Raw genomic sequence first — 14,445 nt, 5'->3', positions numbered from 1 at the left:
TCACCGAATGGCGGGTAGAACTCTGCGTTACCTCAAGGTCTCCAGCCTCAGATCCTGCGTCGGCACCCGCGACAATATCAAGCAAGACACCGCCCGGCCCGAATCCGCATAAATAAACTGAAATCCATTCTTCACCGAAAGAACATCTCGATTGGTAAACGTATAGAATTTATTACTCTGACTACGCCGGGCATCGGAAACATAAAAACTATTGTTTTCCCACAGCACGCTAACGTGCTGGAACAAATGAAATGTCACCTCCGCCCAGCCTCTGTCCGGGCAACGTAGCGTGACTTTCTCACCGGCTATTGTACTCAGTGGGATTACTAATAAAGCGGTTAGCGCTGCTTTCAGCAGTATCGGCATGGGCAAGTATGGGTCTCATTCTGATGTCGTTGCACGATAAGATACTTAACCCTGACGTTAACGAATTGGATCATAGAGACATTTTGCATAAGCAGACGGACATTCTCCCGTCGGCAGTATGGAAAAACCTGGTGTGGAGTGAAGCGCTCTACCTGGCGAATGGGATCGCAGAAAAGCAAAAAGCCTGCTTAGTTTCCTAAGCAGGCTTCTTAAATATGGCTCCTCTGACTGGACTCGAACCAGTGACATACGGATTAACAGTCCGCCGTTCTACCGACTGAACTACAGAGGAATCGTTTGAACGAGGCGAATATTAGCGATGCCGCTCAGCGTTGTCAAAGCCTGAATGGATAAATGCGATCGTTTGCTGAAATATTCCCCATTTCGCCGCTTATTCAGACGCAACCGGTTGTTTTATGCACTTTTCGCGTTCGGGGCGCGGGTATTTCCACAGCCAGCGGCCGGTGACCATACGCCAGTAAAATAACGCGGCGCGTACGGCCCAGTCGAAGAACATGCCTAACCAAACGCCGACAACTCCCCATCCTAATACGATACCCAGGGTGTAACCCGCGACTACGCGGCAGCCCCACATGCCCAGCATCGATACCCACATAGCAAAACGTGCATCTCGCGCACCTTTAAAGCCTGCTGGTAATACCCAGGAGGCTGCCCATATCGGCATAAATGCTGCGTTGAGCCAAATCAGGATGACTATGACCTCTTTTACATCCTGATCGTGGGTATAAAATGAGGCCATCACCCCGGCGAAAGGAGCGGTTAACCAGGCAATTGCCGTCAGGCCGATCGTCGACAGCCAGAATACATGCCGTAGCTGGATTTCAGCCTGGGCAATCTGGCCATTTCCCAGACGCCTGCCGGTAATGATTGTCGACGCGGAACCTAAAGCATTCCCCGGTAAGTTGATAAGCGCGGCGATAGAAAATGCAATAAAGTTCCCGGCGATAACGCTGGTTCCCATGCCTGAAACAAACATCTGCGTCAAAAGTTTACCGCCATTGAACAGCACTGACTCGATACTTGCCGGAATGCCGATCCCCATCACCTCCCAGATAATGGCGAGATTGAGTGGCTTAAAATAGCTTTTGAAGGGAATTCGCAGCGCGGGGTTAAAACCAATCATCAGTACCCAGATGATGGCAATCGCCCCGATGTAGCGCGAAATGGTCAGTCCCAGGCCTGCTCCCACAAATCCCAGACCTTGCCAGGAAAAGATCCCGTAAATCAGGATGCTACTGATGATGATATTCAGGATGTTCATGCCGCCGTTAATCAACAACGGTATTTTTGTATTTCCGGCTCCACGTAGTGCGCCACTGCCAATCAGCGCAATGGCTGCTGCCGGGTAGCTGAGCACCGTCAGCTCCAGATAGGTGAGTGCCAAAGCTTTAACGTCTGGCGTTGCTTCACCTGCGACAACGTCAATAATCTGTTGACCAAAATAGTGAATGACCGCTGCCAGAACGGTAGCAAAAATTGTCATGATCACCAGTGATTGTCTGGCCGCGGCTCTGGCCCGTCGACGATCTCGTTTCCCGAGGCTAAATGCTACAACCACGGTGGTGCCCAGATCGATGGCGGCGAAAAATGCCATGATGACCATATTAAAGCTGTCGGCGAGGCCGACACCGGCCATCGCTTCTTTTCCCAACCAGCTGACCAGGAAGGTACTGAGAACACCCATCAATAGCACACAGGTGTTTTCCAGAAAAATGGGGACAGCCAGCGGAGTGATTTCGCGCCAAAAGAGAACCTTATAACTCTTGCGTTTGGCATACCAGGGCGTGCGGGAAGCGACCTGGCGTAAGGCAGCGGAGACGTTCAAAGTGGACCTTAACGAAGAAAGTTGAAACCTCATTTCAAATGATGAGGGAGAATCAAAAAAGCTGCAAAGTTTTTTCTATTTAAAATGTCTGTAAATGCAACAAACTGTCGAGAGAAGCATCAATTGATTCGCATTCGAGGAAATGGGGTTTGACAAAATTTTTTTCGCCGCTAAGATAAGCCTCCACAACGATTCCTCTGTAGTTCAGTCGGTAGAACGGCGGACTGTTAATCCGTATGTCACTGGTTCGAGTCCAGTCAGAGGAGCCATATTTAAGAAGCCTGCTTAGGAAACTAAGCAGGCTTTTTGCTTTATGTTTCAAGCCTGATCGAGCGAAGCTACGCCGGAATCTTACGCCGGGAAATCCCCATGCTGACGCGCAACCAACGTCAGAATGGAATACAGCGCCACCGCCTGCTGGTGCTGATTAAAGATCTCCACCGACCACTCCACCACGCCGGTCGCTTTTTCTTCGGCATTGCGCTGACGTTTCACCGTTTTGCGTTTGCAGGTTAAACGCACCTGGATAGTGTCGCCCGGCTTAACCGGCTCGATAAAGCGCAGGTTTTCCATGCCATAGTTGGCAATCACCGGACCGACGCCCGCGTCAACAAACAGACCGGCTGCGGCGGAAATCAGGAAGTAACCGTGCACCACGCGCTCGCCGAAAATGGAATCGGCTGCTGCAATCTTGTCCATATGGGCGTAGAAGTGGTCACCGCTGAGGCAGGCAAAGTTAACGATATCCGCTTCGGTCAGTGTACGACGTGGCGTCAGCAGGCTGTCGCCCGGCTGGATCTCTTCGAAGTATTTACGGAACGGGTGAATACGATCTTCCTCCACCCGAGCGCCACGCACCCACTGTTGGCTTACCGCCGCGAGCATGGTTGGGCTGCCCTGAATGGCGGTGCGTTGCATGTAGTGTTTCACCGCGCGCAGACCGCCCAGCTCTTCACCGCCGCCTGCACGTCCAGGCCCGCCGTGGACCAACTGTGGCAGCGGAGAGCCGTGACCGGTCGATTCCGCCGAGGACTCTTCGTTCAGCACCTGAATACGCCCGTGGGCGCGGGCCGCACCGAGGACAAACTCTCGCGCCAGTTCGCCGCTCGCCGTCACCAGCGTTCCTGCCAGACTGCCTTCACCGGCGCGCGCCAGCGTCATGGCATGCCCGGTATTCTGATACGGCATCAGCGTGGCGACCGGACCAAAGGCTTCAATTGCATGTACCGCGCCAATTTCATCCGGCTGCGGACAAAACAGCAGCGTTGGGGGGAAGAAAGCCCCAGCCGTGCTCAGATCTGCTTTTCCGCCCAGCAGCACCTCACACCCGGCTTCAACCAGACGATTCACATTATCCTGCACGTCCTGACGCTGATCGTTATTCACCAGCGACCCCATCTTCACGCCTTCCTGCGCCGGATCGCCCACTACCACTTTTTGCAGACGGGTAATCAGCGCCTCGCTGACCGCTTTCACCTGCGCCTGTGGCACGATAATGCGGCGGATAGCGGTACATTTCTGCCCGGCTTTGGTCGTCATCTCGCGCACTACTTCACGTACAAACAGTGCAAACTCAGGCTGTTCTGGGGTGACGTCATCACCAAGCACACAGCAGTTGAGTGAATCCGCTTCCATGGTGAATGGAACCGATTTAGCCACCAGATTGGGGTGCACGCGCAACTGTTGCCCGGTATGAGCAGAACCGGTAAAGGTCACCACATCCTGGCTGTCGAGGTGATCGAGCAGGTCGCCCGCGCCGCCACAGATAAGGCTAATTGCGCCGTTCGGTACCAGGCCACTGTCGATAATCGCTTTCACCATTGCCTGAGTGAGCTGCGCGGTGGCGGTTGCAGGTTTGATAATGGCTGGCATCCCGGCAAGCCAGGTTGGCGCCAGCTTCTCTAACATACCCCAGCAGGGGAAGTTAAAGGCGTTGATATGCACCGCAACACCGGATTTGGAGGTCAGCACGTGGCGTGCGGCAAAACCGCCCTGTTTGGACAGCGGGATCAGTTCGTCTTCCGGCCACAGCGTATCGTCCGGCAGCTCGCGGCCACCGAGACTGGCATAAGTGAAAAGCGTGCCAATGCCGCCTTCGATATCGACCCAGCTGTCACCGCGCGTTGCTCCGGTTTGCGCGGATATGGCATAGAAATCGGCTTTCAGTTCCATTAAATTCTTCGCCACCGCTTTTAGCATCGCGCTGCGCTCAATAAAACTCATCGCCTGTAACGCTTTGCCGCCGTGCTCAATAGCAAAGCGGCGCGCCTGCGCCATATCCAGTCCAACGCTTGTCACTTCCCAAAGCGCTTCACCGGTAAGGGCGTGGTGGATGGTGCGGGTGCGGCCCCGGCCTGTCTGCCAGGCACCGGATAAATAACTGGCTAACTGCTGCATCGTTAATCTCCAGATGTGTTCCGTAATATCTCTTTAAATAGTTATTTTATGAATCACAAAATGCAAGAGAGATTTTAATAATTTATTAACAATGAGATCGCGAACACTTTACCTTCATTGGTTATCTATCTGTTATTAATGGATAAACAAAAACCATTTGCGACAAGTATCGCAAAACCAGCAAACAAAATTTGTGGTTTTATTTAACCAAGATGTAACTTTTATAAAACAAAGTGATTCACAAATATTGATTTGTTGAAATTATCGGAATCATAAGGTGATGACGTGACAGAAGAACAACGCTTTGACCAGCGCATCGCGCAGGAAACGGCCATCGAGCCGCAGGACTGGATGCCGGACGCATACCGTAAGACGCTGATCCGCCAGATTGGCCAGCATGCGCACTCGGAAATTGTCGGCATGTTACCGGAAGGCAACTGGATAACCCGCGCACCTACGCTGCGGCGTAAGGCCATTCTGCTCGCAAAAGTACAGGACGAGGCCGGACACGGTCTGTACCTCTACAGCGCGGCGGAAACACTGGGCTGCGCGCGTGAAGATCTGTACCAGAAGATGCTCGACGGCCAGATGAAATACTCCTCCATCTTCAACTACCCAACCCTCAGTTGGGCGGATATCGGTGTGATCGGCTGGCTGGTCGATGGCGCGGCGATTGTTAACCAGGTGGCGCTGTGTCGTACCTCCTACGGCCCGTATGCCAGGGCGATGGTCAAAATCTGCAAAGAAGAGAGCTTCCATCAGCGTCAGGGCTTCGAAGCGTGTATGGCGCTGGCTACCGGTAGCGAGGATCAGCGTCAGATGCTGCAGGACGCCATCAACCGTTTCTGGTGGCCTGCACTAATGATGTTTGGCCCGAACGACGACAACTCACCGAACAGCGCCCGCAGCATGGCGTGGAAAATCAAACTGCACTCCAACGACGAACTGCGTCAGCGCTTTGTTGATAACACGGTCCCGCAGGTAGAAATTCTCGGTATGACCGTGCCGGACGCCGACCTACAGCTTGATGAAGCGACGGGGAAATATCGATTCGGTGAGATCGACTGGCAGGAATTTAATGAGGTCATCAACGGTCGTGGTGTCTGTAACCACGAACGTCTGGGCGCAAAGCGTAAGGCCTGGGAAGAAGGGGCATGGGTGCGCGAGGCCGCACTGGCGCACGCCGAAAAGCAACAGGCCCGCGACGCGGCGTAAGGAGAGAGTCATGAGCAAAACATACTGGCCGTTATACGAAGTTTTTGTCCGCAGCAAACAGGGGTTATCACACCGTCACGTTGGCAGTCTGCATGCCGCCGATGACCAGATGGCGCTGGAAAATGCACGCGATGCCTATACACGCCGCAGCGAAGGCTGCTCCATCTGGGTGGTGAAAGCCAGCGAAATTGTTGCGTCACAGCCGGAAGAACGCGGTGAGTTTTTTGACCCGGCGGAGAGCAAAGTCTATCGCCATCCCACGTTCTACACCGTGCCGGACGGCATGGAACATATGTGAGGCAACGATGAATAACCTGAATCCCGTTGCAACCTATGCCCTGCGTCTGGGCGATAACGGCCTGGTGCTGACTCAGCGTCTGGGTGCCTGGTGCGGTCATGCGCCGGAGCTGGAGATTGATCTGGCGCTGGCTAATATCGGCCTCGACCTGCTGGGGCAGGCGCGCAACTTCCTCAGCTACGCAGCCGAACTGGCGGGTAGCGGCGACGAAGACACGCTGGCTTTTGGTCGTGACGAGCGTCAGTTCCGCAATCTGTTGCTGGTGGAACAGCCTAACGGCAACTTTGCCGACACGATCGCTCGCCAGTTCTTTATCGACGTCTGGCATGTGGCGCTGTTCACTCGTTTGGTTAACAGCCGCGATAAGCAGATTGCGGCTATCGCTGCCAAAGGACTGAAAGAAGTGCGTTATCACCTGCGCTTCAGCCGCGGCTGGCTGGAGCGACTGGGGAATGGTACTGACTACTCCGCGCAACTGATGCAGAAGGCGGTGGACAATCTGTGGCGTTACACCGGCGAATTGTTCCTTGCCGACGAACTGGAGATCGCTCTGGCCAGGCAGGGCATTGCCGTCGATCCGCGCGAACTGCAAACCGAATGGCAGACGACGGTACACACTGCGCTGATTGATTCTGGTTTACACGTTCCGCAAGAGGCGGCGTTTCGCAACGGCGGTAAGCAGGGGCTACACAGCGAACATCTCGGGCCGATGTTGGCCGAGATGCAGTACTTGCAGCGTGCGTATCCTGGTCAGCAGTGGTAGCAGGGGGTGGCTATGCAACGTCTTACCGCGGTCGCACCGCCAGAGGTGCACACCGTTTGGGGGCTGTTAAGTGCGATTTCCGATCCGGAAGTGCCGGTGCTGACCATCACCGATCTCGGCATGGTACGCAGCGTTGAGCGCTGCGGCGACGGCTGGGTAATCGGCTTTACGCCGACATACTCCGGCTGCCCGGCCACCGAGCATCTACTGGGTGAAATTCGCATGGTGATGGCGGAGCACGGCTATACGCCAGTACATATCGTCCTGCAGCTTGACCCACCGTGGACCACTGACTGGATGAGCCCGGACGCCCGCGAACGCCTGCGCCAGTATGGTATCAGCCCGCCGCAGGCCCACGCCTGTCATGCCGAAATGCCAACTGACGTACAGTGCCCGCGCTGCGCCAGCACCCATACCTCGCTGATTAGCGAATTCGGATCCACGGCCTGTAAAGCGTTGTATCGCTGCGACAGCTGCCGTGAACCCTTTGATTACTTTAAATGCATCTGAGGTTGCAATGACAACATTTCATTCGCTTACCGTGGCCAACGTCGAAGCGGAAACGCGCGATGCGGTGACCATCACTTTCACCATTCCCGACGCGCTGCGTAATGCCTACGCCTTCCGACCGGGCCAGCATTTGACGCTGAAAGCTCACCTCGGTGGAGAAGAGCTGCGTCGGTGTTACTCCATTTGTCGCAGCCGCTCGCCGTCGGAAATTAGTGTCGCGGTTAAAGCTATCGACGGTGGGCGTTTCTCCCGCTATGCCCAGCAGGATATCCAGCAGGGTATGGCGCTGGAGGTGATGGTGCCGCAAGGGCACTTCGGCTACCAGCCGCAGGCCGAGCGCGAAGCCGAATATCTGGCGATTGCCGCCGGGTCCGGCATTACGCCGATGATGGCGATTATTGAAGCGACGCTGACGACCGAACCGGCCAGCCAGTTCACCCTGATCTACGGCAACCGCAGCAGCCACAGCATGATGTTCCGTCAGGCGCTGGCCGATCTGAAAGACCGCTATCCGCAGCGTTTACAGGTGGTGCACCTGTTCAGTCAGGAGTCGATGGACAGCGATCTGCTACAGGGTCGTATCGACGGCGACAAACTGCGTGCGCTGGGCAAAAACCTGCTCGATTTTAGCCGCTTTGACGACGCCTTTATCTGTGGCCCATCGGCAATGATGGATGAAGCCGAAGTGGCACTGCGCGAACTGGGCATAGCGGAAAAATCCATTCACCTTGAGCGTTTCAATACGCCGGGGACCAGCGTGAAACGCGCCACCGGCGTGCAGGCGGAAGGCCGCACGGTCACCCTTCGTCAGGATGGGCGCGATCGCCTGATTTCACTGAATGCGGAAGATGACAGCATTCTCGACGCCGCGCTGCGCCAGGGCGCTGACCTGCCGTTCGCCTGTAAAGGCGGCGTGTGCGCCACCTGCAAATGCAAGGTGGTCAGCGGCGAGGTGGCGATGGCCGCCAACTACAGCCTTGAAGCCGATGAACTGGCGGCGGGCTATGTGCTGAGCTGCCAGGCGCTGCCAACCAGCGGTGACGTAGTGGTCGACTTCGATGCGCGGGGGATGGCATGAGCGAACTGCTGATTTCCCGTCACGACCGTGTACTGCAACTGACCCTGAACCGTCCGCAGGCGCGTAACGCCCTGAACAATGCGCTGCTAACGCAGATTGCTGACGCGCTGGAAAGCGCGGCGGCGGACGCCAGCATCAGCGTTTGCGTGATTGGCGGCAACCCGCGCTATTTCGCCGCCGGGGCCGATCTCAACGAAATGGCGGAAAAAGATCTGCCCGCCACTTTCGACGATGTTCGTCCTCGCCTGTGGGCACGTATTGATGCCTTCAACAAGCCGCTGATCGCGGTGGTTAACGGTTACGCGCTGGGTGCCGGGTGCGAGCTGGCTCTTCTGTGCGACCTGGTGATTGCCGGGGATAACGCGCGTTTTGGTCTGCCGGAGATTACTCTCGGCACCATGCCAGGGGCGGGCGGTACGCAGCGGCTTATCCGTTGTGTTGGCAAAGCGCTGGCCAGCCGAATGGTGCTGAGCGGTGAAAGCATTGATGCCGAACGAGCACAACGGGCCGGGCTGGTGAGTGACATTCACCCGGCGAACCTCTCCGATGAATACGCGCTCAAGCTGGCGGCGACCATCGCCCATCACTCACCGCTGGCGCTGCGGGCGGCAAAACAGTCTCTACGCGCTGCGCAAGAAATGGGTCTCCAGGCCGGTCTGGTGCAGGAACGTCAGCTGTTTACGCTGCTGAGCGGCACCGAAGATCGTCGTGAAGGCGTCAGCGCCTTTTTAGAAAAACGCACACCGGAATTTAAAGGACGCTAATCGTGGACGCATTTATTCTCAGCGAAGTGGAGCAGGGCGTGATGACTATCACCCTGAACCGCCCGGACCGACTCAACAGCTTTAACGACGTGATGCACCAGCAGCTTGCCGATTGCCTGAAACAGGCCGAGCGAGACGACACCATTCGTTGCCTGCTGATCACCGGTGCCGGACGCGGATTTTGCGCCGGACAGGATTTGAACGACCGTAACGTTGACCCGAGCGGCCCCGCGCCGGATCTGGGCATGTCGGTGGAACGCTTCTACAACCCGCTGGTGCGCCGCTTAGCCGCGCTGCCGAAGCCGGTTATCTGTGCCGTCAACGGCGTTGCCGCTGGTGCCGGTGCCACGCTGGCCTTGGGCTGCGACATCGTCCTCGCCGCGCACTCGGCGAAGTTTGTCATGGCCTTCAGCAAGCTCGGTCTGGTGCCGGACTGCGGCGGAAGTTGGGTGCTGCCGCGCGTAGCCGGTCGCGCTCGCGCCGTGGGTTTGCTGATGCTTGGCGATAACCTCAGCGCCGAACAGGCCGCGCAGTGGGGCATGATCTGGCAAGTGGTCGACGATGCCGAGTTGAAAGATACCGCGTTGACCATGGCGCGCCATTTCGCGACGCAGCCGACCTATGGCCTGGGGCTGATTAAGAAAGCCTTGCAGCTTTCCGAAACCAACACGCTGGATCAGCAGCTTGAGCTTGAACGCGACTACCAGCGCATGGCCGGTCGCAGCGACGACTACCGCGAAGGGGTCAGCGCCTTCCTCGGCAAACGTCCACCACAGTTCAGCGGGAAATAAGCCATGACGCAAACTCTTCATCGCGTTGCCGTGATCGGCGGCGGAACAATGGGTGCAGGTATTGCCGAGGTGGCTGCCAGCGCCGGACATTCGGTCCTGCTGTATGACATTTCCGCTGAGGCGATTACTCGCGCCATTGAGGGTATACGCCAGCGACTCGACGTTCGTGTTGGTCGTGGAAAAATCAGTGCGGAACAGGCCAGTGAGCTGCTGGGACGGATCGCACCCGCGACTGAACTGAATCAGCTTGCCGATGCACAACTGGTGATTGAAGCCGCTTCCGAGCGGCTGGAAATTAAAAAAGCGCTGTTTAGTCAGTTGGCGGAGATCTGTTTGCCGTCAACGCTGCTGACCAGTAATACCTCGTCGATCTCAATTACCGCAATTGCGGCGGGAGTGAAGCATCCGGAACGTGTGGCGGGGCTGCACTTCTTTAACCCTGCACCGGTGATGAAACTGGTGGAAGTGGTGAGCGGCCTTGCCACCTCAACCGAGGTAGTCGAGCAGCTTTGCCAGTGCGTAATCGCCTGGGGCAAGCAGCCGGTGTGCTGCCGCTCAACGCCGGGTTTTATTGTCAACCGCGTGGCGCGTCCGTACTACGCTGAAGCCTGGCGCGCGCTGGAAGAACAGGTTGCGTCAGCGGAAGTGATTGATGCGGCGCTGCGTGACGGCGGCGGCTTCCCGATGGGACCGCTGGCGCTGACCGACTTGATTGGTCAGGACGTCAACTTTGCCGTGACCTGTTCGGTGTTTAACGCCTTCTGGCAGGACCGCCGTTTTCTACCGTCTTTGCTGCAACAGGAGCTCGCTCTGGCGGGGCGTCTGGGCAAGAAGAGCGGCCACGGCGTCTATTGCTGGCCTGCTGAGGTATCGCCTGAACTGGCTGTTGCAGCGGTAGCGCCTGAAAATGCAGCAAAAAATATCAAGCGTGACGTTGTCACTGAACTGGATGATGTGCTGCTCCTTGAAACTACCGGTGAAACCGCGCTGGCCTTAAGCGCGCAGCACCAGCGCCCGGTGGTGGTGTATGACCATGCTGCGGGCGACACCGTCGTGCTGGCAAGCGCACCAACCAACCCGGCTTCAGCCACCGACAAAGCGGTTTACTACTTCCAGCAGCAGGGCAAAAAAGTGCTGCGTATTGCCGACTACCCAGGGCTGCTGGTATGGCGCACGGTAGCGATGCTGGCGAACGAGGCGCTGGATGCGCTGCAAAAAGGAGTCGCCAGCGCCGAGGATATCGATACCGCCATGCGCTTGGGGGTCAACTACCCGCACGGGCCGCTGGCCTGGGGCGAATCGCTCGGCTGGGGACGTGTGCTGCGTCTGCTGGAAAATCTACAACAGCACTACGGCGAAGAACGCTATCGCCCGAGTGCGCTGCTGCGCCAGAAAGCGCTGATGGAGATGCGTCATGAGTAACGAAGCCTGGCGCAACGCCCGCGCCATGTATGTGAAAGACACCTGCGCGCAGGCGCTGGGGATTGAAATTATTGAGATGGACGACGGTTATTCACAGATGACCATGACCGTGTCGCCGTCGCAGCTGAATGGCCATCAGACCTGTCACGGCGGGCAACTGTTTTCACTGGCAGATACTGCCTTTGCTTACGCCTGCAACAGTCAGGGACTGGCAGCAGTAGCCTCAGCGGCCAGTATCGACTTTCTGCGTCCGGCCTTTGCAGGTGACAAACTGACCGCCACCGCGCGGGTCAAGCAGCAAGGCAAACTCACTGGCGTTTACGACATTGAAATTGTCAATCAGCAACACAAAACCGTGGCTCTGTTTCGCGGCAAATCCCACCGCATCGGTGGCACGATTACAGGAGAAGTCTAATGCGTGACGCATTTATTTGTGACGGTATTCGTACCCCGATTGGTCGCTACGGCGGGGCGCTGGCAGGCGTGCGTGCCGACGATCTGGCGGCCATCCCGTTGCGTGAATTACTCAACCGCAACCCACGCCTGGATCCCAGCGCTATTGACGATGTGATCTTCGGTTGCGCCAACCAGGCGGGCGAGGATAACCGCAACGTGGCGCATATGGCGACCTTGCTGGCGGGGTATCCGCACAGCGTTGCCGGCACGACCATCAACCGTCTGTGCGGCTCCGGGCTTGATGCGATCGGCTTCGCTGCTCGCACGATCAAAGCCGGTGATGCCGACCTGCTGATCGCTGGTGGTGTTGAGTCAATGTCACGCGCGCCGTTTGTAATGGGCAAAGCGATCGCGCCGTTTCAGCGTCAGGCAGAAATGTTTGATACCACCATTGGCTGGCGTTTTGTGAACCCGCTCATGCAGCAACAATTCGGAACTGACAGCATGCCGGAAACGGCGGAGAATGTAGCTGAATTGTTAAATATAAGCCGAGAGGACCAGGACGCCTTTGCGTATCGCAGCCAGCAGCGCACGGCGAATGCCCAGCGTGACGGCATTCTGGCGCAGGAAATTGTGCCGGTACAAATCATTGGCAAGAAAGGGGCAGTTAGCGCAGTACGTGAAGATGAACATCCGCGTGCAGAAACCACGCTGGAGCAACTCGCACAACTGAAAACACCGTTTCGTAAGAACGGCGTGGTCACCGCAGGCAATGCCTCTGGGGTGAACGACGGCGCGGCAGCAATGATCGTAGCCAGCGAGCAACACATAAAGGCCCAGGGACTAACGCCGCGTGCACGCATTGTCGCGATGGCGACGGCGGGCGTGGAGCCGAAGTTTATGGGGCTTGGGCCAGTTCCTGCGGTACGAAAAGTGCTGGAGCGCGCCGGGCTGAATATCAACGATATGGACGTGATTGAGCTGAATGAAGCCTTTGCCGCCCAGGCGTTGGGTGTGATGAGACAGCTTGGACTGGCAGATGACGCAGAACACGTGAATCCCAATGGGGGGGCTATCGCTTTAGGTCACCCGCTGGGGATGAGCGGTGTGCGGTTAGCGCTGGCTGCAACGCTGGAGCTGGAACGACGCAATGGACGTTATGCGCTGTGTACGATGTGTATTGGCGTGGGTCAGGGCATTGCCATGATCCTTGAGCGAGTGTGAGCTAATTGACCTGCGAGTGCCCTACAAAATGACAACGACAACAACAAAATTAGATCCGATTGAAACCGCATCGCGTGACGAATTACAGGCTTTGCAAACCGAGCGCCTGAAATGGACGTTAAAACACGCCTATGAAAATGTCCCGATGTACCGCCGTAAGTTCGACGCGGCGGGGGTTCACCCGGATGATTTCCGTGAGCTGAGCGATCTGAGCAAGTTTCCCTGCACCACCAAGCAGGACCTGCGTGACAACTATCCCTTCGACACCTTCGCGGTACCGATGGAGCAGGTGGTGCGTATCCATGCATCATCCGGCACCACGGGTAAACCGACGGTGGTGGGCTATACGCAAAATGATATCGATACCTGGGCTAACATCGTCGCCCGCTCGCTGCGTGCCGCAGGCGGTACCGCGAAAGATAAAATCCACGTCGCTTATGGCTATGGCCTTTTCACCGGCGGACTGGGCGCGCACTACGGCGCGGAACGCCTGGGGGCAACGGTTATCCCGATGTCCGGCGGTCAAACCGAGAAACAGGCGCAGCTGATTCGCGATTTCAAACCTGACATGATTATGGTCACGCCATCCTACTGTCTGAACCTGATTGAAGAGCTGGAGCGCCAGATGGGCGGTGACGCGCGGGGTTGTTCGCTGCGTACCGGTGTCTTTGGCGCAGAGCCGTGGACAACGGGGATGCGCGCGGAGATCGAACGTCGTCTGGGTATTACGGCGCTGGATATTTATGGCCTCTCGGAAGTGATGGGGCCGGGCGTGGCGATGGAGTGCATCGAAACGGGTGATGGTCCGACAATATGGGAGGATCATTTCTTCCCGGAAGTGGTCAATCCGGATGACGGTACGCCACTGGCCGACGGCGAGCACGGCGAACTGCTGTTCACCACGCTGACGAAAGAAGCGCTACCGGTCATTCGTTATCGTACCCGCGACCTGACGCGCCTGCTGCCGGGTACCGCGCGCACGATGCGTCGTATGGATCGCATTAGCGGGCGCAGCGACGATATGCTGATTATTCGCGGCGTCAACGTCTTCCCATCGCAGGTGGAAGAAGAGATCCTCAAGATTGAACATCTGGCTCCGCATTACCAGTTGGAAGTGGATCGCCGAGGACATCTTGATTCGCTTTCGGTACGCGTGGAGCTTAAAGAGAGTAGCCTGGTGCTAAGCCATGAGCAGCGCTGCCAGATTTGCCATCATTTGCGTCATCGTATTAAGTCGATGGTTGGTATTTCAACGGACGTAAGCATTGTTAACTGCGGCAGCATTCCGCGCTCAGAAGGAAAGGCGTGCCGGGTGTTCGACCTGCGCAAAGTTGCCGCCAACGGTTAAGACTCGTAGGCCTGATAAGCGCAGCGC

General features: G+C 56.9%; 14 protein-coding genes and 2 tRNA genes. 13 read left to right on the top strand and 3 right to left on the bottom strand.

Annotated features, from left to right (window positions below):
• Nucleotides 1-374 precede the first annotated feature (374 nt).
• The gene (locus tag OGX96_RS20315) at nucleotides 375-566 is read left to right on the top strand and encodes a hypothetical protein (protein ID WP_008784392.1); all 192 of its coding nucleotides are present in this window, start codon (nucleotides 375-377) and stop codon (nucleotides 564-566) included.
• Nucleotides 567-582: 16 nt separating this feature from the next.
• Here OGX96_RS20315 and OGX96_RS20310 read toward each other — a convergent pair.
• Together OGX96_RS20310 and OGX96_RS20305 are read right to left on the bottom strand one after the other, a co-directional pair.
• Nucleotides 583-658 (bottom strand) — tRNA-Asn (locus tag OGX96_RS20310).
• A 99-nt stretch (nucleotides 659-757) separates the two neighbouring features.
• Nucleotides 758-2,245: an EmmdR/YeeO family multidrug/toxin efflux MATE transporter gene (locus OGX96_RS20305; protein ID WP_003846749.1), complete on the bottom strand. Its 1,488-nt coding sequence runs from the start codon at nucleotides 2,243-2,245 to the stop codon at nucleotides 758-760.
• Nucleotides 2,246-2,405: 160 nt separating this feature from the next.
• Between OGX96_RS20305 and OGX96_RS20300 the strand changes: the two genes are divergently transcribed.
• Nucleotides 2,406-2,481, top strand: a tRNA-Asn gene (locus OGX96_RS20300).
• Nucleotides 2,482-2,563: 82 nt separating this feature from the next.
• Here OGX96_RS20300 and paaZ read toward each other — a convergent pair.
• The gene (paaZ, locus tag OGX96_RS20295) at nucleotides 2,564-4,609 is read right to left on the bottom strand and encodes a phenylacetic acid degradation bifunctional protein PaaZ (protein WP_286584133.1); all 2,046 of its coding nucleotides are present in this window, start codon (nucleotides 4,607-4,609) and stop codon (nucleotides 2,564-2,566) included.
• Between the two features lie 285 nt (nucleotides 4,610-4,894).
• Between paaZ and paaA the strand changes: the two genes are divergently transcribed.
• The 11 genes from paaA to paaK are packed head-to-tail and all read left to right on the top strand — an operon-like array spanning nucleotide 4,895 to nucleotide 14,418.
• A complete protein-coding gene (paaA, locus tag OGX96_RS20290; RefSeq protein ID WP_008784410.1) occupies nucleotides 4,895-5,824 on the top strand; it encodes a 1,2-phenylacetyl-CoA epoxidase subunit PaaA in 930 nt (309 codons plus the stop codon).
• 10 nt (nucleotides 5,825-5,834) lie between these two features.
• The gene (paaB, locus tag OGX96_RS20285; protein WP_032943000.1) at nucleotides 5,835-6,122 is read left to right on the top strand and encodes a 1,2-phenylacetyl-CoA epoxidase subunit PaaB; all 288 of its coding nucleotides are present in this window, start codon (nucleotides 5,835-5,837) and stop codon (nucleotides 6,120-6,122) included.
• A gap of 7 nt (nucleotides 6,123-6,129) precedes the next feature.
• The gene (gene paaC, locus OGX96_RS20280) at nucleotides 6,130-6,885 is read left to right on the top strand and encodes a 1,2-phenylacetyl-CoA epoxidase subunit PaaC (protein WP_286584132.1); all 756 of its coding nucleotides are present in this window, start codon (nucleotides 6,130-6,132) and stop codon (nucleotides 6,883-6,885) included.
• Between the two features lie 12 nt (nucleotides 6,886-6,897).
• On the top strand, nucleotides 6,898-7,395 hold the full coding sequence (gene paaD / locus OGX96_RS20275; RefSeq protein ID WP_008784413.1) for a 1,2-phenylacetyl-CoA epoxidase subunit PaaD: 498 nt from the start codon (nucleotides 6,898-6,900) through the stop codon (nucleotides 7,393-7,395).
• 7 nt (nucleotides 7,396-7,402) lie between these two features.
• On the top strand, nucleotides 7,403-8,473 hold the full coding sequence (paaE, locus tag OGX96_RS20270; RefSeq protein ID WP_168978368.1) for a 1,2-phenylacetyl-CoA epoxidase subunit PaaE: 1,071 nt from the start codon (nucleotides 7,403-7,405) through the stop codon (nucleotides 8,471-8,473).
• Nucleotides 8,470-9,237, top strand: coding sequence for a 2,3-dehydroadipyl-CoA hydratase PaaF (gene paaF, locus OGX96_RS20265; protein ID WP_286584131.1), 768 nt, complete (start codon nucleotides 8,470-8,472; stop codon nucleotides 9,235-9,237). The genes paaE and paaF overlap by 4 nt, the downstream gene beginning before the upstream one ends.
• A 2-nt stretch (nucleotides 9,238-9,239) precedes the next feature.
• Nucleotides 9,240-10,028 carry a 2-(1,2-epoxy-1,2-dihydrophenyl)acetyl-CoA isomerase PaaG gene (gene paaG, locus OGX96_RS20260; RefSeq protein WP_286584130.1) on the top strand — a complete coding sequence of 263 codons (789 nt, stop codon included), beginning with the start codon at nucleotides 9,240-9,242 and terminating at the stop codon, nucleotides 10,026-10,028.
• Nucleotides 10,029-10,031: 3 nt separating this feature from the next.
• Complete coding sequence (gene paaH / locus OGX96_RS20255) at nucleotides 10,032-11,450, top strand: 3-hydroxyacyl-CoA dehydrogenase PaaH (protein WP_286584129.1); 1,419 nt, start codon at nucleotides 10,032-10,034, stop codon at nucleotides 11,448-11,450.
• Nucleotides 11,443-11,865: a hydroxyphenylacetyl-CoA thioesterase PaaI gene (gene paaI, locus OGX96_RS20250; protein ID WP_003832239.1), complete on the top strand. Its 423-nt coding sequence runs from the start codon at nucleotides 11,443-11,445 to the stop codon at nucleotides 11,863-11,865. Before paaH ends, paaI begins: the two co-directional genes overlap by 8 nt.
• Complete coding sequence (gene pcaF / locus OGX96_RS20245; protein ID WP_286584128.1) at nucleotides 11,865-13,070, top strand: 3-oxoadipyl-CoA thiolase; 1,206 nt, start codon at nucleotides 11,865-11,867, stop codon at nucleotides 13,068-13,070. Before paaI ends, pcaF begins: the two co-directional genes overlap by 1 nt.
• 28 nt (nucleotides 13,071-13,098) lie before the next feature.
• Nucleotides 13,099-14,418 (top strand): phenylacetate--CoA ligase PaaK, encoded by a 1,320-nt coding sequence (paaK, locus tag OGX96_RS20240; protein WP_003832244.1) that lies wholly within the window; start codon nucleotides 13,099-13,101, stop codon nucleotides 14,416-14,418.
• Nucleotides 14,419-14,445: the final 27 nt, after the last annotated feature.

Origin of the sequence: Citrobacter sp. Cpo100 (assembly GCF_030332595.1) — a bacterium.
GTDB lineage: Bacteria > Pseudomonadota > Gammaproteobacteria > Enterobacterales > Enterobacteriaceae > Citrobacter > Citrobacter portucalensis.
Note: the sequence above shows the minus strand (reverse complement) of the source record. Positions and strands in the feature narration are given on the sequence as shown.